15 protein-coding genes and 7 pseudogenes are annotated in these 22413 nt (G+C 34.3%); 6 read left to right on the top strand and 16 right to left on the bottom strand.

The annotated features are described in order from the left end of the window. Window positions 1-577: 577 nt before the first annotated feature. Together ABLO99_RS05505 and ABLO99_RS05500 are read right to left on the bottom strand one after the other, a co-directional pair. The gene (locus tag ABLO99_RS05505; RefSeq protein ID WP_349967119.1) at window positions 578-1849 is read right to left on the bottom strand and encodes a pitrilysin family protein; all 1272 of its coding nucleotides are present in this window, start codon (window positions 1847-1849) and stop codon (window positions 578-580) included. A 1-nt stretch (window position 1850) separates the two neighbouring features. Then, on the bottom strand, window positions 1851-2459 hold the full coding sequence (locus ABLO99_RS05500; protein ID WP_349967117.1) for a superoxide dismutase: 609 nt from the start codon (window positions 2457-2459) through the stop codon (window positions 1851-1853). 127 nt (window positions 2460-2586) lie between these two features. Here ABLO99_RS05500 and ABLO99_RS05495 point away from each other — a divergent pair, with 127 nt between their 5' ends. Further along, entirely contained in the window at window positions 2587-3081 is a 495-nt protein-coding gene (locus tag ABLO99_RS05495) for a hypothetical protein (protein WP_349967115.1), read from the top strand. 188 nt (window positions 3082-3269) lie between these two features. On the opposite strand, the pseudogene ABLO99_RS05490 reads toward ABLO99_RS05495, so the two are convergent. The 5 genes and pseudogenes from ABLO99_RS05490 to ABLO99_RS05470 form a co-directional block, all read right to left on the bottom strand. Beyond that, window positions 3270-4146, bottom strand: a pseudogene (locus ABLO99_RS05490) (IS110 family transposase). Window positions 4147-4611: 465 nt separating this feature from the next. Then, on the bottom strand, window positions 4612-4782 hold the full coding sequence (locus ABLO99_RS05485; protein WP_349967114.1) for a hypothetical protein: 171 nt from the start codon (window positions 4780-4782) through the stop codon (window positions 4612-4614). Window positions 4783-4792: 10 nt separating this feature from the next. Further along, the gene (locus ABLO99_RS05480; RefSeq protein ID WP_349967113.1) at window positions 4793-5695 is read right to left on the bottom strand and encodes a hypothetical protein; all 903 of its coding nucleotides are present in this window, start codon (window positions 5693-5695) and stop codon (window positions 4793-4795) included. Between the two features lie 258 nt (window positions 5696-5953). Next, window positions 5954-6082, bottom strand: a complete 129-nt coding sequence (locus ABLO99_RS05475) for a hypothetical protein (RefSeq protein ID WP_349967112.1) — start codon at window positions 6080-6082, stop codon at window positions 5954-5956. After that, on the bottom strand, window positions 6079-7074 hold the full coding sequence (locus ABLO99_RS05470) for a group II intron maturase-specific domain-containing protein (protein WP_349967110.1): 996 nt from the start codon (window positions 7072-7074) through the stop codon (window positions 6079-6081). The genes ABLO99_RS05475 and ABLO99_RS05470 overlap by 4 nt, the downstream gene beginning before the upstream one ends. Window positions 7075-7166: 92 nt before the next feature. On the opposite strand from ABLO99_RS05470, the pseudogene ABLO99_RS05465 reads away from it, so the two are divergent. Beyond that, window positions 7167-8444: pseudogene (locus tag ABLO99_RS05465) on the top strand (IS4-like element ISWpi18 family transposase). A gap of 179 nt (window positions 8445-8623) precedes the next feature. On the opposite strand, the gene ABLO99_RS05460 reads toward ABLO99_RS05465, so the two are convergent. From ABLO99_RS05460 to ABLO99_RS05450, 3 genes are all read right to left on the bottom strand, one after another. Next, window positions 8624-9421, bottom strand: coding sequence for a reverse transcriptase N-terminal domain-containing protein (locus ABLO99_RS05460; RefSeq protein WP_349967108.1), 798 nt, complete (start codon window positions 9419-9421; stop codon window positions 8624-8626). 654 nt (window positions 9422-10075) lie between these two features. Then, a complete protein-coding gene (ykgO, locus tag ABLO99_RS05455) occupies window positions 10076-10204 on the bottom strand; it encodes a type B 50S ribosomal protein L36 (protein WP_349967106.1) in 129 nt (42 codons plus the stop codon). A 69-nt stretch (window positions 10205-10273) separates the two neighbouring features. Next, complete coding sequence (locus ABLO99_RS05450; RefSeq protein ID WP_349967104.1) at window positions 10274-11092, bottom strand: pyruvate, water dikinase regulatory protein; 819 nt, start codon at window positions 11090-11092, stop codon at window positions 10274-10276. 126 nt (window positions 11093-11218) lie between these two features. Here ABLO99_RS05450 and ccmC point away from each other — a divergent pair, with 126 nt between their 5' ends. The 4 genes and pseudogenes from ccmC to ABLO99_RS05430 all read left to right on the top strand — a co-directional run bounded on the left by ccmC (window position 11219) and on the right by ABLO99_RS05430 (window position 16227). Continuing rightward, a complete protein-coding gene (gene ccmC / locus ABLO99_RS05445) occupies window positions 11219-11929 on the top strand; it encodes a heme ABC transporter permease CcmC (protein WP_349968431.1) in 711 nt (236 codons plus the stop codon). A gap of 726 nt (window positions 11930-12655) precedes the next feature. Beyond that, window positions 12656-13899 (top strand): annotated as a pseudogene (locus ABLO99_RS05440) (IS110 family transposase); the annotation flags it as partial. Window positions 13900-13942: 43 nt separating this feature from the next. Then, window positions 13943-14930 (top strand): annotated as a pseudogene (locus ABLO99_RS05435) (IS110 family transposase). 349 nt (window positions 14931-15279) lie between these two features. After that, window positions 15280-16227: an IS110 family transposase gene (locus ABLO99_RS05430; protein ID WP_349967103.1), complete on the top strand. Its 948-nt coding sequence runs from the start codon at window positions 15280-15282 to the stop codon at window positions 16225-16227. A 196-nt stretch (window positions 16228-16423) separates the two neighbouring features. Here the strand turns inward: ABLO99_RS05430 and ABLO99_RS05425 are convergent. From ABLO99_RS05425 to ABLO99_RS05400, 6 genes and pseudogenes are all read right to left on the bottom strand, one after another. Continuing rightward, window positions 16424-17028, bottom strand: a pseudogene (locus ABLO99_RS05425) (transposase); the annotation flags it as partial. 80 nt (window positions 17029-17108) lie between these two features. Further along, window positions 17109-18212: pseudogene (locus ABLO99_RS05420) on the bottom strand (IS256 family transposase). 109 nt (window positions 18213-18321) lie between these two features. Further along, entirely contained in the window at window positions 18322-18543 is a 222-nt protein-coding gene (locus ABLO99_RS05415; RefSeq protein WP_349967101.1) for a hypothetical protein, read from the bottom strand. A 170-nt stretch (window positions 18544-18713) separates the two neighbouring features. Beyond that, window positions 18714-19551: pseudogene (locus ABLO99_RS05410) on the bottom strand (IS630 family transposase). Between the two features lie 138 nt (window positions 19552-19689). Continuing rightward, the gene (locus ABLO99_RS05405; RefSeq protein WP_349966866.1) at window positions 19690-20967 is read right to left on the bottom strand and encodes an IS4-like element ISWpi18 family transposase; all 1278 of its coding nucleotides are present in this window, start codon (window positions 20965-20967) and stop codon (window positions 19690-19692) included. A gap of 135 nt (window positions 20968-21102) precedes the next feature. Next, window positions 21103-21903, bottom strand: a complete 801-nt coding sequence (locus tag ABLO99_RS05400; protein WP_349967099.1) for an ankyrin repeat domain-containing protein — start codon at window positions 21901-21903, stop codon at window positions 21103-21105. Window positions 21904-22413: the final 510 nt, after the last annotated feature.

Raw genomic sequence — 22413 nt, 5'->3', positions numbered from 1 at the left:
AGAAAAACATCAAATAGCGTTTTGCGTCTCAGCCGTTACACTCTTAGTCGGTTTATCATTAATCGCAACTGGAATTGCAGTGGGTACTGTACCTGTTATAGCTTCTTGTCTAATGATAGGAGGAATTTTGACTGCCTTATCTGTTGTGCAATCAGTAGAAAGCTATTTATTTTTATGAGACAGCGAGAAAACTTTCAATAAAGTGATTAGTAGTATGCGCGATGAACCAGAAAGCAAACTTTTTATAGAAAGTATTCTGCAACCATTCATTGAACTTTTTAGTAAGCATAAGCAACATAATTAAAGTACACTAAGCTTTGAGCAGCAGGGTGGCAAAATAAGATAGACAAAAATGTAGGGGCAAATGGCCAGTGCTCTTGACACTGGCACCCAGTTCTTTTGTACAAAAAACATTGTAGAGCGCCTCCATGTTAGTGCCTAATCTGAATTCCAGTGTCACGCGCTGGAATGACACCAAAGAGACTAGTTGAATTACAAGAAAAGAAGCACTGGTTTCATATATTTGCACATTAGTCATGCATCTGAACAAATATCCTTTACATTATTAGTTATACACCTAGTCTCTAAGCATAGAAACCACTTTATCGTAACTTGGCAATGATTTAATTTCTCCAATTGCAGCTATAGTGGTTTTTTCATGCTGAGATAACAATTCTTTTGCTGCTTTTTTTACGTTAGCAGTGGTAACTGCACTAATTTTTTCTATTAATTCATTTTTACTGATGTATTTATTATAGTGACCGTAGTAGTATCCTAACGTTTCAGCACGTGAGCTAACACTTTCGCGTGACATTAAAATTTGGGATTTTACTCGTTCTTTTACTCTATTTACTTCTTCTTCCTTCAGATCATCCGTGGACAATTTCTTTAGTTCTGTCGTTATGGATTTTAAAAGCTTATCTAGATTACTACTATCTGTACCAGCAAAAATGGAAAGCATTCCCGTATCAGCATAGCTAGAGTTGAATGAGTAAATGGAGTAAGCAAGCCCCTGCTTTTCTCTTACTTCCTGAAACAGGCGTGATGACATGCCACTTCCTAGTATAGAATCAAGCACTTTAAATGTATGATATTTATTATCATCACGAGAAACGCTAGGTAGCCCAATTAATAAATGTACTTGATCTAATTTACGATGCTCTAGATATTCGCCACCGGTATAACTTGCATTCTGGCTTTTTTTTAGCTCTTTTGAATGAATCTTTGAGAGAAAGTCTCTGATTAATTGAACAACTTCCTCATGCTCAACATTTCCTGCAACAGCAAATATAATATTTTCACCAAAGTAATGCTGATTTATGTAGTTATCTAGATTCGCTCGAGTAAAAGATTTGACAGTATCTTGCGTACCCAAGATTGACCTACCAAATGGTTGATCTTTATAAGCTACTTCAAAATATTTATCGAAAATGATATCACTCGGTGAATCATTGGTTTGAAAAATCTCTTGTATTACAACACCCTTTTCACGTTCCAATTCATCTTCTGGAAATATAGAATTTATTAATATATCTATTAATATATCTATCCCAGTTTTAATATCCTTTTTGAGAACCTTCGCATAGTAACTGGTGCTTTCCCTACCGGTGCAGGCATTAAAAGCTCCACCTATGTCGTCAAAAGCTTTCGCAATTTCAAATGCAGTTCTCGTTTTCGTTCCTTTGAAAGCCATGTGCTCTAAGAAATGAGATATTCCATTTTGCTTTGCACTTTCAGCTCTACTGCCAACACCAACCCGTATATTTAAAGCTACGGAATCAACGTCATGCACCCGCTCAGTTATTACGCGCAGACCGTTATCTAGTTTTGTTACCTGTGGAACGTTCATCTTATATATTCTTTGTTAAATTCTCTTCTGCAAAATCCCAATTGATCAAATGATCAAGAAAAACTTTTATGTAGTCAATTCTGCGATTTTGACAATCTAAATAGTATGCATGCTCCCACACATCCATAGTAAGCAGTGGTACCTGATCATAAATTAGCGGCAAATCCGCATTTGGAGTTTTAGTAATTTTGAGCTTTCCTTTTTCAAGCACTAACCATACCCATCCACTACCAAATTGGCCTATTCCACAATTTGAAAATTCTTCACAAAATTTATCAAAACCACCGATATCATCTTGAATTTTTTTTGCCAAAAAACCATCATCTTTAGGCTTACCACCACCGTCCTTCTTCATTGAATTCCAATAAAAAGTGTGATTCCAAACTTGTGCTGCGTTGTTAAATGTAGGAACTTTGTCACTATGGCTATGAACTTTCGTTACTAATTCCTCAATTCCCATATGTTGATGGTCAGTATTTTTAACCAGCTCGTTAAGCTTATTTAAATACCCCTTATGGTGCTTGTCATAATGAAAATTCAATGTATTTGCAGATATATAAGGCTCTAAAGCTGCTTTATCATATGGCAACTCAGGTAAAGTAAAACTCATGCTGACCTCTTTATTTCCGATGGTATGGTAATATGTGCTTTTGCGCAACACATAATTTAGTATTGCAGTTATTCTAAAATAAGTTATACTAATGAGGTAATTATATTTTTATTTTTAGAGGAGTAATATGTCAAGTTTATATAGCAAATTTAAGGGATATGCTGAATTGGGAATTACCCCTACCGAAAGCGTTATAGGTAACGAAGTTCCAAAAAATAGTTTCTATAAATCCGTTCACCTCATCAACAGTGTTGTTGGACCAGTGAAGAATGTAGCTTTTGGTAATTTACTAATTTCTTCTGTAACTCATAATATTGCTTTTACATTAGCTAATGTAGTTCTACAACCTTTGTATCTAGCATTGGCGTATCTATCATATTGGCCGACAAAAGGGTTAGCGAAAGCAACAGATAATTTTAATCTTAAGAACAATACAAAATCGTTGATAGATTATTCGTGCATGTTGTCAAATAAGGCATGGGGCCATAGTCATCTATTAGCTAACTTTGTTAACACAGTTTTGAGTTATGCTGTTAGTGCTGTCATCTGGGCTGTTGATAAAGTGGCAAGTAAGTTTAGTGATGCAAAGACTGAAGATGTCGGTAATAGTCATCTTTTATAAAATATATTGTGGTATCAACTACGTTTTTTATAAATTTTTTTATTGACATAATTTTGCAACTTTGCCCAATCATGCAGGTAATAAAAACCCATTCGTCATAGGAATAGAATTTTATGTCAAACAGCTATTGCCTGCTTAAGCTAATGAATAAGTACTTTAAGTTTGTGTGTTATTCACAATATTCATTGTCAGTTACTGCTGTGTAAATTAATTGCTTCTTTAAGTCTTGCATTAGCAATTACTATAATTTTACGCATTAGAGCTTACGATCTTCAATAAGTTTAGAATAAAAGCCACCAAGTACAGATTTCGATTTTGCTGCAGCCATGGCTGATATAAAGAGCTTTATTACTTCTACTACCTTCGGTAACCAACAGCTTTACCACTTTCCTTAGGATGAGGTGCTACTCCGGCAAGACTTGCTACTTCTCTTCTGTTTAAGTAACCAAGCTCTGGTATTAAATACAGAAAATCTTGTGATAACTTTTCAGGAACTGTTTTAAGGATTTTTTGACGTTGTTGTAACTCACGGCTTTCATCAATGATTTTTCGTATAGTATTTCATCTATTTGGCTATTAAAGAATTCAATAGTTTTTTGACAACTTTCCCTTATATGGTCGTTTTCAGGTGCTTCCAGTCTACATTTTTCCTGAGTTCTCATTTGCGTAACGACGTTGACAAAGTGCAGCTAGAGTTGATTGTTCTTTTGACGTAGGTGCAAATAGAGAGAGAGTTCTATGGCGCATATTGAGCAAGAGCCATCGCATCTGATTTATCGGATTTTGCTAAAGTTCCGTGAGATAAAATAAAACTTTTTACTTTGCGGGTATTAGCTCGATGTACTGTGATATTCTTGTCAATAAGAAAATTCGACAAACCAATTTTCCTGTGTTTTCTAAAGTCACTAAAGAATTAGGTAAGATATCTGAGAACTTTTGACATAATTGTTGCCAACCAGAAGTATTATTGTCAAATTCGACAGCATTCTTCTGCTTGTGAACTGCAACAACATTTTTGAATTTTCCGATGTCAATGCCAATAAAATTTTGATAAGATGTAATCATGATAACCTCGGTAGTTTTATTAATTTAAGATTGTAAATGGGTGCATACCACACAATTATTCAAACGTATCGAGAGATGGGCTAGTGTACCTTGATAACGACGGTTGTAATACCAATTTTCCTTCGGTCGCACATGCCCGTGATAGTTCTATTCCTATAGTGAGTAGGGTTATCTTTCCCTCTTGTTCGTTTTATAACATATTTTTAACTTACAATATTCTCTTTGGTTACTTACTCTCATTTTTTGTGGCATAAGTTATACTTGTTTGAAAGATGCCTATCTTACAGCAAAATGTGTTAGTACCATACATTTTAAAGCTTTTTTCCTTCATTAAACCAGCACTAGCTATGCAATAAAGCCACCCAGGAAAGCAACATTGAAAATTTTAAATATGGCTTCACACACAACTGATTCCTCCATGCAGAATAGGATCAATACTTCCATTGCTTTGTGCTAACAATTTTCCTAAAGGATCCTCCAATTGCTCATTTTCATATGGTGGTGCTGAAGGGTTCCTATTTCATGATGATCAGAAAAATCTATTAAATTACTTATTTTTGGTTCTACTTTTGATTCTAATTCCTTTTCATCCTCTGCACGCTTTGGTCCTTTTATAAAGTCTTGTATTTCCTTCACAAAACTTTGCTCATAGTACCTCTGTACTAAATAAACCACACTTGCCAGTGCAAGTAGTGTAGCAACAGTTGGTGGCAGAATTGGTAGTGAGTAATGCATGAAAAAAATAGAACATATCGCGCTGGAGTTGACTAGGCCCTGCAAGCATTTGAGCAAGAAGTGGAGTAAATATAGATAACGTGAATACAGGGAGGAAAACGAGCAAGGAAGAAGTCTGTAATGCTATTTTTATATTTCCTGATATTATAATCTTTTTTGCTTTATTATTAAGACTTTGATATATATTCTCAATATTAGTGTCATCCTTAACATAAGCTGTTAGTTTTTTTTCGATTATCTCTATAAGCCCACTATTTAGTATAGAGAAATACTGGGGTGGATAAAACCTTAATTTTACTTTATCACCGTTGAGAAGGTTTTTGATGTTTTCTTTGCATAATTTAATTTTCTCGACCTTAGATGAAATTTCGGTTATTTTTTCACTCTTTGTAACAAGTACTTTACCCTGTTTAACATCCACTTCTTTACCAGATAACTCAGATGTCTCTTTGCGCAATAGCTTCTGCTCGTCTTGCAGCTTTTTTAGCTCCTCATCCATTACACCTTGCAACTTTTGATTTATCTTATCCAGGTCTCCTTTTGCTTCTTTTAGTAAATTTTTATAAGTAAAATACTTTAACAAAATAGGTAAAATTGAAGAGTCTTTCCTATAAGCAAAAGCGAAGACATTCAAGGTAACCTGATTAGGTATTATTTCTTTTGGTAAAACTACTTTACGTAGATCCTCTGAAACTATATCTGCTAGGTAAGTTTTATAATCTTTTTTGTTACCATCAACTGGTCTATAAAATTCTTTGTTACTGAATACCTTAGCTAATGCTTTCGTGTCAGATTCTATAATATTGCTCAACATTAAAACTCCCTAATTCATCGTTTTGTACATACAGTTTAATAGTATTTTAATGACATGTCAAATTAATGTAATTATTAACTATATTATTTAATTCATCAAGCTATATCTAAATAATGGTTATGCAAGAAGTCTACTCCTATTGTACGTCAAGAACAACCACAAGTTCATTAGGGTTCATATAAACTAAAGCATTTTTTGCTCGCTCATCAAGCAAATCTAAATCTAAGCTTTCCTCATATAAACCGAATACTTTGTTGTTCAGCTTTTCCTTTTCAAAAGAGATAATCTGTTATCTAAGTGAGAAGGTTGCCCTTCTTCACTCGACTTCAAAACCGGACTTGATAGTTTACCCATCATCCGGCTTCTCTCTAATTTGGTGCTTTTCATGCACACCTCCTATGTACTTCATCATGACAATGTCCATGCAGCAAGGATAAATTTTTGCTCATATTATTGCGTCTATTAAGGTCTTTATGGTGTATCTCTAGGACGTCATCACTTTTAAACCAAAGTTGACATTGAGCACATTTACCTTGTTGCAACTTCATTAATTTTGTTACCCTTGGTGGCTTATCTGGAATCTTCCTTAAACGATTACCCCAATAGATCCAATCCCCATCATATGGCGATTTAGTTCCTTTCACTTTGACATGCCGTTTGATAGCATGATCGCTGTGTCTAATAAGATGAATCTTGTTACTTGCCATAAATCTCCAGTTGTCATTTTTATACTTATTAAAGTATTTCCTCTTAATCCAGCATTTACCTTTGTTTGGATGTCTACGGACTGCCCATTTCCAAAGGTTTCTATGCACTATATCACTCATTAATTCAAAGGTTTTCCTAGAAACTACTAACATATAATATTGACTCCACCCTCTAACTATAGGATTAAGTTCTTTTATTACTGCTTCTTGCGTTGCTCCACGCAATCCTTTAAGCTTATGTTTAATAGTGAATTTATGCTGTTTTATAGATTCTTGACTTGGTTTCATTAATAACTTGTAACCTTTCTTACTACTTCTTGTTGGATAATGTCTTATAGAAAATCCAAGAAAATTGAATCCTGGTTCTTCTCCATTTAAAGTGTGAGAAATCTTTGTCTTTGACATTTTTAATCCTAGTCCAATGGTTTTTAGCCATTCCTCGACTATTATCCTTGCCTTAAGAATGATTTCTTTACTTTCATGTAGGACCGCAAAATCATCGGCGTAAGCAATTACACTTATTGATTGTTGTGCTACTGTACGTGATGCCTTGCTACCATATTTCCTTTTGGCGTATTGAAAAAGTTCACATACTAATGCTTTTTTAATATGACTTTCTAATCCATGTAATGCAATACAAGCAAGTAAAGGAGAAATTGTTCCCACTGCCATTAAGTTAAGGGAAAGTGATGGACTGTATTGTAAAATCAGGTAAGATCCACAAATTAAAAGAAGTAATGACATGAGTAAAAAAAAGAATAATCATGTTTATAAAAAATAAATTGATGAGTTTAAACTTTATAAACGCACACAGAGCATCCTCAAAAGACTTCTCACGAAAAAGAAAGCTGCCCTTCATTAATGTATTTCTCCTGATTTTTAGAAAGAGTGTAAAGTCATTACAAGTAATGCTTAATGAGTTTGTTCTGCATACAAGAAAAGATTACACAATTACGGCAAGTGCATTTACTCAAGCAAGAAAGAAGCTAAAGCATACTGCGTTTTCAGAGTTAAATGATGATATAGTTTCCCTATACTACCAAGATCAGGAATTTAAAACCCACCATGGCTTCAGAGTACTTGCATTTGATGCTTCAATACTGATTCTGCCAAAGAGCGACAAAATAATAGGCGAGTTTGGCTCAAGAGCAGTATGGAATGGAATCCAGAGATTTGAAGACTATACAAGTGCAACCTTTGAAGTTTGCTACGATGTGCTAAATAATATTGCAATAAAATCTGTGCTAAGTAGAGGTGACAGCTATGAGGTTGATTTAGCGATCGGTATGCTTGAATCCATAAAATCAGACGATTTGTTAATCTGTGATAGAGGATACGTATCTTATCGATTTCTTGCTGAGCTTACAGGAAGGAAAATCAATTATATAATTCGCTGTCCAAGTTCGTCTTTCAATGAAATAAACGCTATGTTTAAGCCGGAAAGCCCATCTAGTATGGTGGTAGTGTCTACCGCACCTATTAAAGTAGCAAGACAGCTACGAAAGCTAGGATTACCTGATGAGATGAAATTCAGGTTAGTCAAAATAATACTTTCTTCTGGAGAAGTTGAAGTGTTAGTAACATCTCTGTTAGATGAGCAAAGTTTTACAGTCGAAGAGTTTGAGAGATTATATTACTTGCGCTGGGGAGTAGAAACATTTTTTTCTAGGCTGAAGGGAAGATTAAATTTAGAGAATTTCACAGGAAAAAGTATTGAAACTATCAAGTAGGATTTTTGGTCAACTATCTTCATCAGTAATCTAGAAAGTATCATGATAGAAGATGATGAAGAGACATTGAGCGCACAGAATAGTAAACTAAAAAAAAGCATCAATAAATCTGTCTCATTTAATGCGATTAAAAACTTAGCCTTTGATATTTTTTCTACAGAGTCAGACATAGACTGCATTATGGATCGACTATCACAGTTATTTTTGATGAACACTTTAGTGGTAAGAAAAGGGAGAAGAGTTGATCGTCATAAGATATCTGATATTCGTTCACTCAACTACCAGAAAAGAGCTAGAAAACATGTGTTTTAAATTCAAGATATCTTTTCAGTATCATTGCATTAGTACATTCTTTGCAAAATAACCTGCAATTATTACTTTTTTAAATAACTTGCACTTTTCAGACTCCCTTTTCTTAAAAATTCACCCTAGTATTTACCATAATTATCAATCGCTTCAAATTTTTTGTCCAATCTTAACTTCTCTTTCCCTTAACTTAATGGCAGTGAAATTGTTCCTCCTTGAATTATACCACATTTAGTAGGTTTAAACTTTCTATCTTCCATAACGCCTGCTCTCAACCATCCTTTTATAATTCTCTTTAAAGTTGGTGTGGTATTGAGTTTTTCTAGCAATGCGTGATGGTTAATATTATCAAAGCATCCAGAAATATCAGCATCCAGAATAAATGCTGTTTTCCTTCCAAGTGAAATAAATATAGCCGCTATTGCATCATGACATGACCTACCAGGTCTAAAACCAAAAGTGTTTGACTCGAACTTTCCCTCCCACTCCGGTTCTAGTGCCATTTTGACAAGTGTTTGTTTTGCTCGATCTGCTATCGTGGGTATACCAAGAGGGCGATACTCCAGTGGTTTTCCAGATTTTGGGACCCAGACACGTCTTGATGGTTTTGCTTTTTTTCTTATATCCAAAGAGTTTGCTAATTGCAATCTTTCTTTTTGATTAAGACTAGCTTTTCCGTCAATGCCTGCTGTCTTTTTTCCCCTGTTATCCTGAGTCACCTTTCTGACAGCGAGTGTTCTTGCACTTGTTGATTTGAGTAATAATCTCTGAAGCTTATGCATCTTTTTGATATCATTACACTTAGAAGCTCGGTAAATTCGTTTTTGTAGCTTAAATGAAGATTTCTCCAGCTTACGCCAAGGAATTTCGTTCCATTTATACCTAACTTTTTGTTGGCTCACAACATATTCACTACTACTCATAACTTTACCTTCCAAACTACAGTGTCCACGTCTGCATATCCCAAGTGTTACTTTGAGCATTTGCTTCTTAAACAATCCCTCCACATAGAAGCATTCAGTTGGCCACCTTCTTAGTTATCCTTCTTAAACAAAGAATAATAAGAGCTTCCATGTGGTTACTCCGTTCCATGACTTTGTTTCACGTTAGACTTAGATTCCTACTATTTGCCGGAAGCTGAGAATATCCATAATCAAAGAAACTAAAACTTTGACTCCTCTTTTGCTTCGTACCATTTTGGTCAATGCGTTTTCAACCTTATTTCGCATATTAAACCTTACGACAATTCAGACATAGGTTTCTCTCGTAATCATATCTAACTCTGTTTGCAGGAATTTGCCATAAGGTTTAGCATTACCTGCTTCTATCTCATGCTTGCACCTTAGAGGTTGCCAATCTCTAAAATGTGAGATACACATTATCCCCGATATCTAGGGAAGATGGAATTTAACCATCACAAAATCACGACTTTCGGATCGCACTTAGCAAAAGTTTATTGTAATTGATTTCTTTTTTAAAGTGGATTAATGTTAACAAGCCATATTTGCCTGTAATCGTACTAATACTAAAATATAATATAAGAGAAGAAATGAGCAAGGCTATACTCAAGCATAACAACTTTTCTTTCTAGATACAACCACCATGTTTCCATATGATATGAGAAGGTGAATAAAAAGCTAAGAACCTTGACGCGCTTTACATCTTGGATTTACCTTATTTATAACGTAAATCTTACCATCCCTTTTTACAACTTTACAATTTTTATCTCTATTGCGATAAGATTTTAGCGACGCTTTAACTTTCATATCTATATTAAGAACTAAATTACCCTATATTATGATTATTTATAGAGAGTTAGTCAATTGGTAAATTTTTCACATTTTATTAAAATATTGTATAATTGTTGCTGATACTTCTTCAATCGACTTTTGCGTGACATCAATAATTGGCCAGTTATTTTGCTTAAAGAACTCCTCTGCTTCTTTAATTTCCTTTTCTACTTTTCTAGGGTCAGCGTATATATTATTATCTTTGTTATTAATTGAAGTAAGTCTATTTTTGCGTATTTCTACTAGTCTACTTGGGTTTATTGTTACTCCTATCGCCAGCTTATTTTTTAATTTTGCCAAATCGACATAAAAGGGTACTTCACTAATAAAAGGAACATTTACAACCTTGTAGCCTCGATAAGCTAAATACATACTAGTGGGAGATTTTGATGTGCGTGAAACTCCAATCAAAATTATATCTGCTTCATAAATATCTTGAATATTTTGTCCATCATCATGATTAATCGTGTAATTTATTGTGTCAATGCGCTGAAAATATTCGTTGTTTATCTCAGTATGCAAGTCAAGCTTTTCGTCTTTTTCAATTTCAAGATAGGATGAAATTTCTTTAATAATATGTGATAATATTGCTCTGTAGGGAATTTTCAGCTTTATACAGTTATCTTTTAGATATTTTCTTAGCTCATCATCAGTAATAGTGCATATAACAAAATTATGCTCATCATTTTTCCTATTAATTTCCTCCAGAATTTTGTCAATCTGCTCTTCTCCTTTTACGAAAGACCAAACATATTCGATCGTTTCTACAGAACGAAAGTGCTTCAGGGCTGATTTTGCAACTGATATAACAGTTTCACCACTTGAATCTGATACTAAGTGTAGATTAAGCTTTTTAAGGGTCATATGGCAAATAGGCAACCTGCTCTGAAATTATGCTAATTTATTAACCTACGTAAATATAGAAAAACTATCTTGTTGATAAAAGTCAAACTAATTGGTAAATTCTTAACACAATTATCCTCAAAACAAATGTTTTTATTAAAACCTACAAATTTCTCTTCTTTCTCTAAAAAAGCACTACCTTGGCTTGGGGTTATTTGTTTCGCATGTTTTTTAATTGGAATGTTTTTGGCGTTATTTTTTTCCCCAGAGGATTATAAACAAGGAAAAATTGTACGAATTATGTACATTCATGTGCCTTCTGCATGGCTTGCTCTTGGAATATATGGACTTATTGTATCACTCAGTTTCATTTCGTTGGTGTGGAACAATAGCATTGCTAGTATCTTGGCACATGCTGCTGCTCCTGCAGGGACAGTCTTTTCGGCAATATGTTTAATCACAGGCAGCATTTGGGGAAAAGGAACTTGGGGCACTTGGTGGGTATGGGATGCAAGGCTTACTTCAATGCTGATTTTATTTTTCCTATATGTTGGCTACCTTTCATTGTGGAGCGCTTTTGACAATAAAGCAAGGGCAGAAAAATCAGCAGCAGTATTTGCCATTTTTAGTGCTATAAATATTCCCATAGTAAAATTTTCTGTGAATTTATGGTCTACTCTTCATCAGCCAGCAAGTATTCTAAGAAGAGGTGGAGTAGCAATAGAAAGTTCTTTACTGTTGCCACTCATTGTAATGTTTATGTTTTATGCCACATTTTTTTTAGTAGTGTGGATACTGTACTCACTTTACTTAATTAATTTGTACAAAATAAAAAGAGAAATCAGTATGCGGTATTAGATAGTCTTGCAATTCTATAGAAGAATATGCTAGAGAAAATTAAGCAAAATACCTTTGGTCATTTCAGATACCCATAGGCGTCAAGTTAAGAGTACGCCCAATATAGCAACCATTTAAGGTTTATTTATTATATTTATTTTTTAAGAAATCTTGATCTAAAATAAGATAATTTTTTTTAAAGAGTCTATAAATTACTAATTTTATTGTTTAATGTCTAAAATAATTTTTACCGCTTCCCTTCTTGTATCTTGTAAAAAGCATCTAATGTTTTAAGCTTAAGCATTAGGTGGAGGAGGGAAGAACTCTGTTTCTCCTCTTAGATATAAAATCTGTAAGAAAGATAAGAGTTCCCTCCTCAAAAGTATAGGCTGGACGGTATCGTAGAAAGACCTAAATGGCTCTAATTCTGTATCCACAAGGTTAGCATCGGACAGATATAAAACCTGTCAAACCAGAAAGAAACTCCTATTTTCTACTTTTTTGAATATAATTTTACGGAGAAGCGCTTCTGCAGTTATAGCCGAGTAGGCAATGGTGCCTTAGTGCCCGTAGGTTAGCATGGTTTTGGAAGGAAAATCACTGATGGAGTCTTTGAGACTACCTCGATTAGAAGAGCGTATAATTCAACCGTTCCAAGCTGAAGTGCTTTTCAATTATTATATGATGGAGGTTAGAAATGGCAAAAACAAAAAGTAAATTAGAGGTCTGATGCGGCAGGAATAGATATCTGTGCATTATGTATGTGTACCAGAAGGAAGAGATAAACAGAATATACAAAAATTCTGCTGCTTCACAGAAGATCTTTATAACTTAGCAAAGTGGTTAAAGAGGTGCAAAGTTACTACAATAGCCATGGAATCAACAGGAGTGTATTGGATCCCCTTGTTTCAAGTACTTGAATCATATGGATTTGAAGTAAAATTAGTAAACGCAAAATATGTTAAGAATGTGCCTGGAAGAAAATCTGATGATTGCCAGTGGTTACAACAACTGCATAGCTATGGACTGCATTTAGACCAGATAATCAAATTTGTGTATTACGCAGCTACGCTAGACAACGAGATAACCTAATAAAAAGTGCAGCAGCACACATTCAACGTATGCAAAAAGCGTTAATTCAAATGAGCATTCAATTGCATAAGGTGATAAGCGATATAACAGGAGTTACTGGCATGCAAATTATTAAAGCAATACTTGAGGGTGAAAGAAATCCAGAAAAATTAGCTGAATTAAGAGATGGACGAATAAAAAATGATAAATCTACCATTGCAAAAGCATTAACTATAGAGAGGAACACCTGTTTACACTAAAACAAGAGTTTGAGCTATACAATATTTATCAGGAAAAAATAGCAGAATGTGATAGAAGTATTGAAGGATATTATAAAACATTTGAGACAAAGTCAGGTGGGAACAAGCTATGTAATAAAATAAAGCGTAAGTCTACAAAACATAGGCCAAATTTTGCTATACACGAAGAACTGCATAGAATTACAGGTAGGGAAAAGTTCCAGGACTTGATGTAGTAACCATACAAACAATAATTTCAGAAACTGGCATAAACCCTAATAGATGGCGGACAGAAAAACACTTTTCATCGTGGTTAGCCCTGCCAATAAAATTACAGGAGAAAAAGTGTTTAGCACAAGAACGCGTAAAGTCATTAATCGTGCTGCAAATGCATTTCGAATAGCTGCTCACTGTGTATCAAGAAGCAACAGCGGAATAGGTGCGTACTGTAGAAGAATAAAGAGACGACTAGGTGCACCAAAAGCAATCACGGCTACCGCAAGAAAACTAGCATGCATTTTTTATAGTATGCTAAAGTATGGGTAAGAATATGTTGAAAAAGGAATGAACTATTATGAAACACGTTACAAAGAGAGAGTTAAAAAAAACTTGATCAAAAAAGCACAGGAATTTGGCTACATCTTAGTTCAAAAAGATGAACTGGTTGAGGGAGTTTCTTAGAAGGCTTACTTTTCGTTTTAAATGGTAACGTATGGGGTTATATATGATCAACAACTTTCTTGGAATTGATGTATCAAAAGATCGCTTTGATGTTTTTCTTTCATTCATAAGTAAAAAAGAAAAGCGTGAAACTAGGAAAAGGAGCTTTAAGAACGATGATCTTGGGTTTCAAGGTCTGCTGAGTTTTCTACAAAAGCATAATGTGGAAGAAGTAAAGGCATGCATGTGGTTGTTATAGCGAAGCTTTGGCTGAATTTCTGCACAATGCTGGACATTTTGTTAGTGTTGTAAATCCTTATTGTATTAAATCTTATACAAGGAGTAAGCTCGTAAGACAAAAGAATGATCAGACTGATGCAGAAATTATTGCTGATTATTGCCAAAGACAGGAACCAACTCGTTGGACACCACCTTCTTCTGAAATGAAAAAATTAAAACATCTTTATCGTTGCTCAGTTGCGTTAAAAGAATTAGTAAATAACCACCTAGAAAAAAAAGAGAGACTGCCTAAAGAAGTTGCAAATGCTTGGGAGGATCTTGCAACGAATATAGTTAAAAAAATAGAAATAATAAAAAACTCCATACGCAAACTATTAAAGCAGCACAAAGAATTGTTGGAAAATTTTCAGCTTCTATTGACTATTCCAGGAATAGGAGAGGAATCAGCAATAGCTATTTTAGCTGAAATCCCTGACATAAAAGCTTTTAGAGATGCCAGGCAATTGGCAGCATATACAGGAGTTATACCGAAAAATATAACATCAGGTTCATCTGTACATTCTAAACCAAGATTAAGTAAATCAGGTTACAAACATTACGTAAGGCCCTTTTCTTTCCTGCCATAGTAGCCAAGAATCACAATCCTATCATTGTGAGTTTTTGCCAAAGACTAAAGAAGAAGGGTAAGCATAATATGGCAATTGTGGGAGCGTAAGCTACTCCATATCATTTTCGGTATCCTGACATCCAAAAGTGCTTTTGATCCAAATCATATCAAGAATTACAGAACTAGGATGTTGACTGTAGTTTAAAATCAAAAAATGCTTCCAATCCATTCAACATATTCACTAACTGTAATCTGTGTACTGTTACACAATCAGAAGTATTTTTTGATTTTATGATACAGCTTGAGTAATTTTTTTGTTGACTAGCAAGACGGTTGTAAGTTGGAAATATGATATAAAAGAAGCAAGAAGGAAGGTAGCTCTATAAAAAAATATAGTTATCAAAGGCTTGAGCGACCGTAAGACGGTAGTATTACACATACGTAGATATCAAGGTACTCAAGCCTATCCTTCGAGACGTTTGAATAGTTGTTTGGGACATACATATGCACCTGTTTACAATCTTAAATTTTAACTTAAACTCTCGAGGTTCTTTATGGTTATATCTTATCAAAATTTTATTGGCATTGATATCGGAAAACTTGAATTTGTCATTGCAGTGAATGAACAAAAAAGTGTTATCAAGTTTGACAATAGTTGTTCTGGCTGGAAACAATTTTACCAAAAATTTTCAAATATCTTACCCAATTCCATGATAATTTTAGAAGCTACAGGAGGCTATGAGCTTGGCTTATTGTATTTTCTTATTGACAGAAACATTGCTGTGCATCGTGCTAATACTCGTCAAGTTAAAAACTTCATTCTATCTCATGGAACTTTGGCAAAGACTGACAATCTGGATGCAAAAGCGCTTGCCCAATATGGTGTTGAGCGTTGTGGACGTCTGCAGCTATTTACACCTATCTCAAAAGAACAAACCACCTTATTTACACTTTGTCAGCGTCGTGATGATATTACAAAAATGCTTGTTCAAGAAAAAAATAGGCTTAAAACTCCTGGAAATGATTACATTAAGGAAAGTTGTCAACAAACTATTGAATTCCTCAATAATCAGGTAGAAAAGCTTGATCAAGCTATACAAAAAATAGTCAATGAAAACCCTGAACTGAACCGATACCAGAAGATTCTTGAAACAGTTCCTGGAATAGGTAGAAAAACCTCTCAATGTTTATTGTGCCTTATACCGGAACTTGGTTCCTTAAACAAAAGGCAAGTTGCAAGCCTTGCAGGTGTTGCACCTCATCCTAAGGAAAGTGGTAAAGCTATTGGTTACCGAAGGATTATAGGTGGAAGAAGTAACGTTCGTTCAAAGCTTTTCACAGCTGCTATGGCTGCTAGAAACTCCAAGTCAGAACTTGCTGCTTTTTATTGTAAGCTTATTGATAGTGGTAAAAGAAAGATGGTAGCACTCACTGCACTTATGCGTAAAATTATAGTCATCGCCAATGCCAGACTTAAAGAAGCAATTAATTTGCATGTTTAGAAATTTACATGGCAATAATTAAAATTAGTTAATGAATATGTGCGTCCACACACACACTAAACGCACATATTCATTGGCTTAAGTAAGGTAGTAGCTGTTTGATATAAAATTCTATTCTTATACGACAAAACGGGGTTTTATTGCCATATGAAGTTGCAAAATTACACAAATAAAAAATTTTTAAACATAGTTGATATCTTTCTTTAAGATCGTTTAGCACTCCCAACCAATCCCTCACTTTCAGCCAAATAAAACTTCTTTTCTGCCATTTTGCTAATATGTTATACATACATTTACTTACGCAACTCCTTAAAAAACCATAAACACTATTGGGTATACGGATTGCAGTGGACAACTGCGCCATTCATTAATTATAGGCAGTAATTATACTTGATATCTCTGCTGCCGATATTTTGTGATCATGTATTTCCTCAACATGTGAAGCTATATCTCTATAGCTCATACCACTGGCAAATGTGCTCAAAATCTTCGTTTCAAGCTCTGTTGTTTGCCTTTTTTTGACTATTTGCGGCTCAAAATTTCCTTCTCTATCTCTTGGCGTTAACAGCTCAAATGAGTTGTACGTAAAGTTTTTCCCATTTCTTCGATTATTTTCTTCACTTTCAGCTAATAAATGGTTTTCTATTTCACCTTCTAGACTCGCCTCCAGCAGCTTTTTTATAAATGGTGTTAATGCTCCCTCCTTTCCTGTCAACGGTCTTCCTTCTCGTATAGACGACAGGTTTCCAACTCTTTATAATCTACCAATCCGTTAGTTCTGTTTACTACTTTTTGACTCATTGTCAAACCTCCATTTTTTTATATCAATTTATTACTTTTTTTTCGGTTTGACACACTTTTTTGAACATTCCCCTGCATTTTTAATTCAACTCAATTTTCAATCTACCAGGAAAGAAGATGTCAAGTTGAGATACAGTTAAAGCCCAATTAGGCAGAGCCATTTTTGCTCTACTTTCTTTATAGCACAATATACCTGTTTATACAAGGCATTTATGCTAGTAAATGAGCCCTTGGTTTTGGTGAATTTCCTAATTTGCCTATGTAGCCCCTCTATGGGATTAGTAGTATAGATTATCCTCCTAACTGGGTCGGAATACTTAAAATAACCAGATAGGTTTTCCCAATTATTCTGCCAAGATTATAGGGTACTTTGTGCCCCATTTTTCATCTAATTCCAACAGATAATTCTCGGCAATTTCCTTACTTGAAGCTTTTCTTTAAATCACTCAAAAAACTCTTTACTAGCTACATACTTCAGTGAGTTACGTATCTGATGCACTATACACATTCTGCATTAGGGAACACACCGTTTATTGCTGCAGGAAAGCTTTTTAGCCCATCTACACATGCAATTAGAATATCTTCCACTCCTCTCTCTTTGAGATCATTTAGTACTCCCAACCAGAACTTCACTTTCAGCTAAATAAAACTTCTTTTCTGCCATTTTGCTAATATATTATACATACATTTACTTACACAACTCCTTAAAAAACCATGAAAACTATCGGATATACAGACTGCAGCGGACGACTACGCCATTCGTTGATTACTGTTTGTCAGTAATACTTGATATCTCTGCCGCCGATATTTTGTGATCGTAAATTTCCTCAATATGTGACGCTATATCTCCATGCCACTGGCAAATGTGCTTAAGACCTTTGCTTCAAGTTCTGTTGTTTGTCTTTTTCTAACTATTTGGGGTTCAAAGCTTCCTTCCCTGTCTCTAGGTGTTAACAACTCAAATGAGTTGTACGTAAAGTTTTTCCCATTTCTTCGATTATTTTCTTCGCTTTCACCAGACAAGTGGTGTTCTATTTCACCTTCTAGACTCGCCTCCAGCAGCTTTTTTATAAATGGTGTTAATGCTCCCTCCTTTCCTGTCAACGGTCTTCCTTCTCGTATAGACGACAGGTTTCTAATTCTTTATAATCTACCAAACCGGTAGTTTTATTTACTTGACTCATGTCAAACCTCCGTTTTTTTATATCAATTATATTTTTATTTCTTGGTTTGACACAGTTTATTTAACACTCCCTTTATTAATAATAAAATTCTGTTTTATCAACCAACATTCTATGCATAATTACAGCTAGTTTTCTTGCTAATGCAACTACTGCTTTCTTTATACCCTTCTATTCCTATTGCTTCATACTCTTTACTTTGACTGAGCAAATACTCAGCTATTGCCTTGCTTTCGCTTGCAACAACCTCTTCTTCAACAATTTTTCCTTTCTCATCAACAATACTAATAAAAGTTTCTTTGAGTGAGATATCTAACCCGCTATAATATTTCATGAGACTACTCCTACTGTAAAAGTTTAAATTATTCTTGAAGAACTAATTCATTGAATTTGTTACTTCGTGCTAAAATAATGGAGTATGTCTCTCCATCATTCAATAGCAATTACAGTATGTACGTCCACACGGATTAAAAGTATAGCTCTTTTCATAATAGTCCGAAAAGCTTATAGAAAAGCGGAATCAACAGCATGACGAAAAGATGTGAATAGAGGGATGTTTTTCCTAGCTCTGTTTTTTATAGCAAACCAATGATGCTCAATTTTGTTAAAATCGGGAGAATAAGGCGGTAGATATAAAATTTCTGCGCCAACTCCTTTAGCAAATTCAGTAATCTTATTAGACTTATGAAAAGTAGCATTATCAAAGTTTGTCCAGATCGGTGTCAAAAACTGCTCAAACCATTTATTAACATATTACAGTGGCCTTCAAATGTTAACGGAACAACTATTTTTCTGCCGTTTAAGGCTGCAATCATACTGATTCGTTGAATTTTTTTACCAGATTTTAGAGCATAAAACCTCTGTCCCTTCTGGCAATATCCATAAGGGTAGTCCTCGGTGTTATCAATGCCAGACTCATCTATATAAACTAAGTTTTGAGGTTCTTTTGTTGCTATAATTTTCAAAAATTCAGCGCGTTTTTCTTCGTCCCTTTCTTTGTATCCATATGTCTTTTTTTGCGTGTGAGTCCAATTTTTTTAAGAGCTCGATGAATCGTTGGGATACTAACATTGCTCCAAAGCTTAGCCATTTCCGATAGAGTTTTTCCACCATATTTTTTAGCAAATTCAGTAAATTTATTCCAGTCAGTAATTTTGTGATTATAACCTCCATTTCCAAGTTTTTTTGACTGAAAATCTCCTGTTTCTTTTTTTCTTTGCTGCCACTCCCATAACGTAGTTCTTCCAATTTTAAATCTTGCTGCCACTGCTTCTCTGCTTTCTCCTTCTTCTAGTGATTCCATTGCTTTTTTTCTTAAATCATAACTATATGCTGCTGGCATACTTACCTTCACTACTATAAAATCTTATTTTACCTCGTTTGTACTATTATGAAAAGAGCTATATTTAAAAAAGTAATAATTGCAGGTTATTTTGCAAAGAATGTACTAATGCAATGATACTGAAAAGATATCTTGAATTTAAAACACATGTTTTCTAGCTCTTTTCTGGTAGTTGAGTGAACGAATATCAGATATCTTATGACGATCAACTCTTCTCCCTTTTCTTACCACTAAAGTGTTCATCAAAAATAACTGTGATAGTCGATCCATAATGCAGTCTATGTCTGACTCTGTAGAAAAAATATCAAAGGCTAAGTTTTTAATCGCATTAAATGAGACAGATTTATTGATGCTTTTTTTTAGTTTACTATTCTGTGCGCTCAATGTCTCTTCATCATCTTCTATCATGATACTTTCTAGATTACTGATGAAGATAGTTGACCAAAAATCCTGCTTGATAGTTTCAATACTTTTTCCTGTGAAATTCTCTAAATTTAATCTTCCCTTCAGCCTAGAAAAAAATGTTTCTACTCCCCAGCGCAAGTAATATAATCTCTCAAACTCTTCGACTGTAAAACTTTGCTCATCTAACAGAGATGTTACTAACACTTCAACTTCTCCAGAAGAAAGTATTATTTTGACTAACCTGAATTTCATCTCATCAGGTAATCCTAGCTTTCGTAGCTGTCTTGCTACTTTAATAGGTGCGGTAGACACTACCACCATACTAGATGGGCTTTCCGGCTTAAACATAGCGTTTATTTCATTGAAAGACGAACTTGGACAGCGAATTATATAATTGATTTTCCTTCCTGTAAGCTCAGCAAGAAATCGATAAGATACGTATCCTCTATCACAGATTAACAAATCGTCTGATTTTATGGATTCAAGCATACCGATCGCTAAATCAACCTCATAGCTGTCACCTCTACTTAGCACAGATTTTATTGCAATATTATTTAGCACATCGTAGCAAACTTCAAAGGTTGCACTTGTATAGTCTTCAAATCTCTGGATTCCATTCCATACTGCTCTTGAGCCAAACTCGCCTATTATTTTGTCGCTCTTTGGCAGAATCAGTATTGAAGCATCAAATGCAAGTACTCTGAAGCCATGGTGGGTTTTAAATTCCTGATCTTGGTAGTATAGGGAAACTATATCATCATTTAACTCTGAAAACGCAGTATGCTTTAGCTTCTTTCTTGCTTGAGTAAATGCACTTGCCGTAATTGTGTAATCTTTTCTTGTATGCAGAACAAACTCATTAAGCATTACTTGTAATGACTTTACACTCTTTCTAAAAATCAGGAGAAATACATTAATGAAGGGCAGCTTTCTTTTTCGTGAGAAGTCTTTTGAGGATGCTCTGTGTGCGTTTATAAAGTTTAAACTCATCAATTTATTTTTTATAAACATGATTATTCTTTTTTTTACTCATGTCATTACTTCTTTTAATTTGTGGATCTTACCTGATTTTACAATACAGTCCATCACTTTCCCTTAACTTAATGGCAGTGAAGATGGCCCTCCCTTCTGCTTGGGCTTTTGTTATCAAGCTTTTTCAGGTACTTGTTGGTTAGCTACTTCTAAGTCAAGTTTATCTAGCTTATCACTAGGCTTTGATACTGAATATGTAATACCACCAGCAATAACTCCTATTACTAACGCAGCTATAATCGATATTGGTAACTCAACGCCGGCAATACTGCATCCAATAGTTACTGTCAGTCCAATTATAATACTCGTTATAATACCTGAAGCAAAACTAATTATTGCTTTCATTTGCTTAGCTTCTGCCTCTTTTAAAAGCTGTATTATATTTTCATCATTAGCTAGGTCTCTTGGAGTTTTACCGTTCTTATTCTTTATTAAAGGATTAGCCCCTTTTTCTAATAGAGTTGTCACTACGTCTTTATAGCCCTTCAAAGCAGCCCAATGTAAAGCAGTTTCGCCATTATCATCTTTTTGATCAAGGCTAACCTTTTTATCGTCTACAAAGTATTTAACTATATCTAAATGGCCATTAAAAGCAGCCCCATGTAAAGCAGTTCTGCCATTATTATCTTTTTGATCAAGGCTAACCTTTTTATCGTCTACAAGGTATTTAACTGTACCTAAGCGACCGTTAAAAGCAGCTATATGCAATAATGCTAATTTTGCATGATATTGTTCTTTATCTATGGTACATGATACATAAAATAGATGATTTACATTAAAGTCTTTTCCTTCCCACTCTTGATATGTATCTTTATGTTTTTCTTTTAAATTCTCTTTTATTGCTTCAAGTATATCACCCTCGTTTAAATTTACTGCATCTAGTATTTCTTTCCACTGTTCCGATGTTAAAGTCATAAGTATCTCCTTTTTACTAAAAATAATAATATACTTTAATTATTAAATATTTTAATAGAAAGGTCAAGATTTATATACTTTTTCATGCTTTATATAAGATTATTAATAGCCACTTTAGATTGATTAGTATGGAAACATACTAAAAATTAGCGCCATAAAAATCTTGAATGTTTACTTTTTCAAAAAACACAAAAAAAGTACCTACCTTCGTGAGAACAACTTAAATAGAAGCGGCGTTGTGCAAATAAAAGCGTGAGATTTTTACAACAAAGCTAAACAAATTAGTTCATACAAAAATTTAGTCGAAATTGGCCAATTAATCACTTAAATGTATTAAACAAGACTTACTTTAAAAAAGTAAGTTATAAAATAATAAAAGAAAGGAGTGTTAGATATGAGTGCGCCAAGCAAAGTGCGTAAAATTCAGTTGGTCAACTTAGGCAAAGTCTAGCCAACAGCCTAGAACAGACCATTATGCTGCGTAAGGTAACGAGCTTAGTAAAGCTGGTG

This window comes from Wolbachia endosymbiont of Armadillidium arcangelii (genome assembly GCF_040207875.1).
Classification (GTDB): Bacteria; Pseudomonadota; Alphaproteobacteria; order Rickettsiales; family Anaplasmataceae; genus Wolbachia.
Note: the sequence above shows the minus strand (reverse complement) of the source record. Positions and strands in the feature narration are given on the sequence as shown.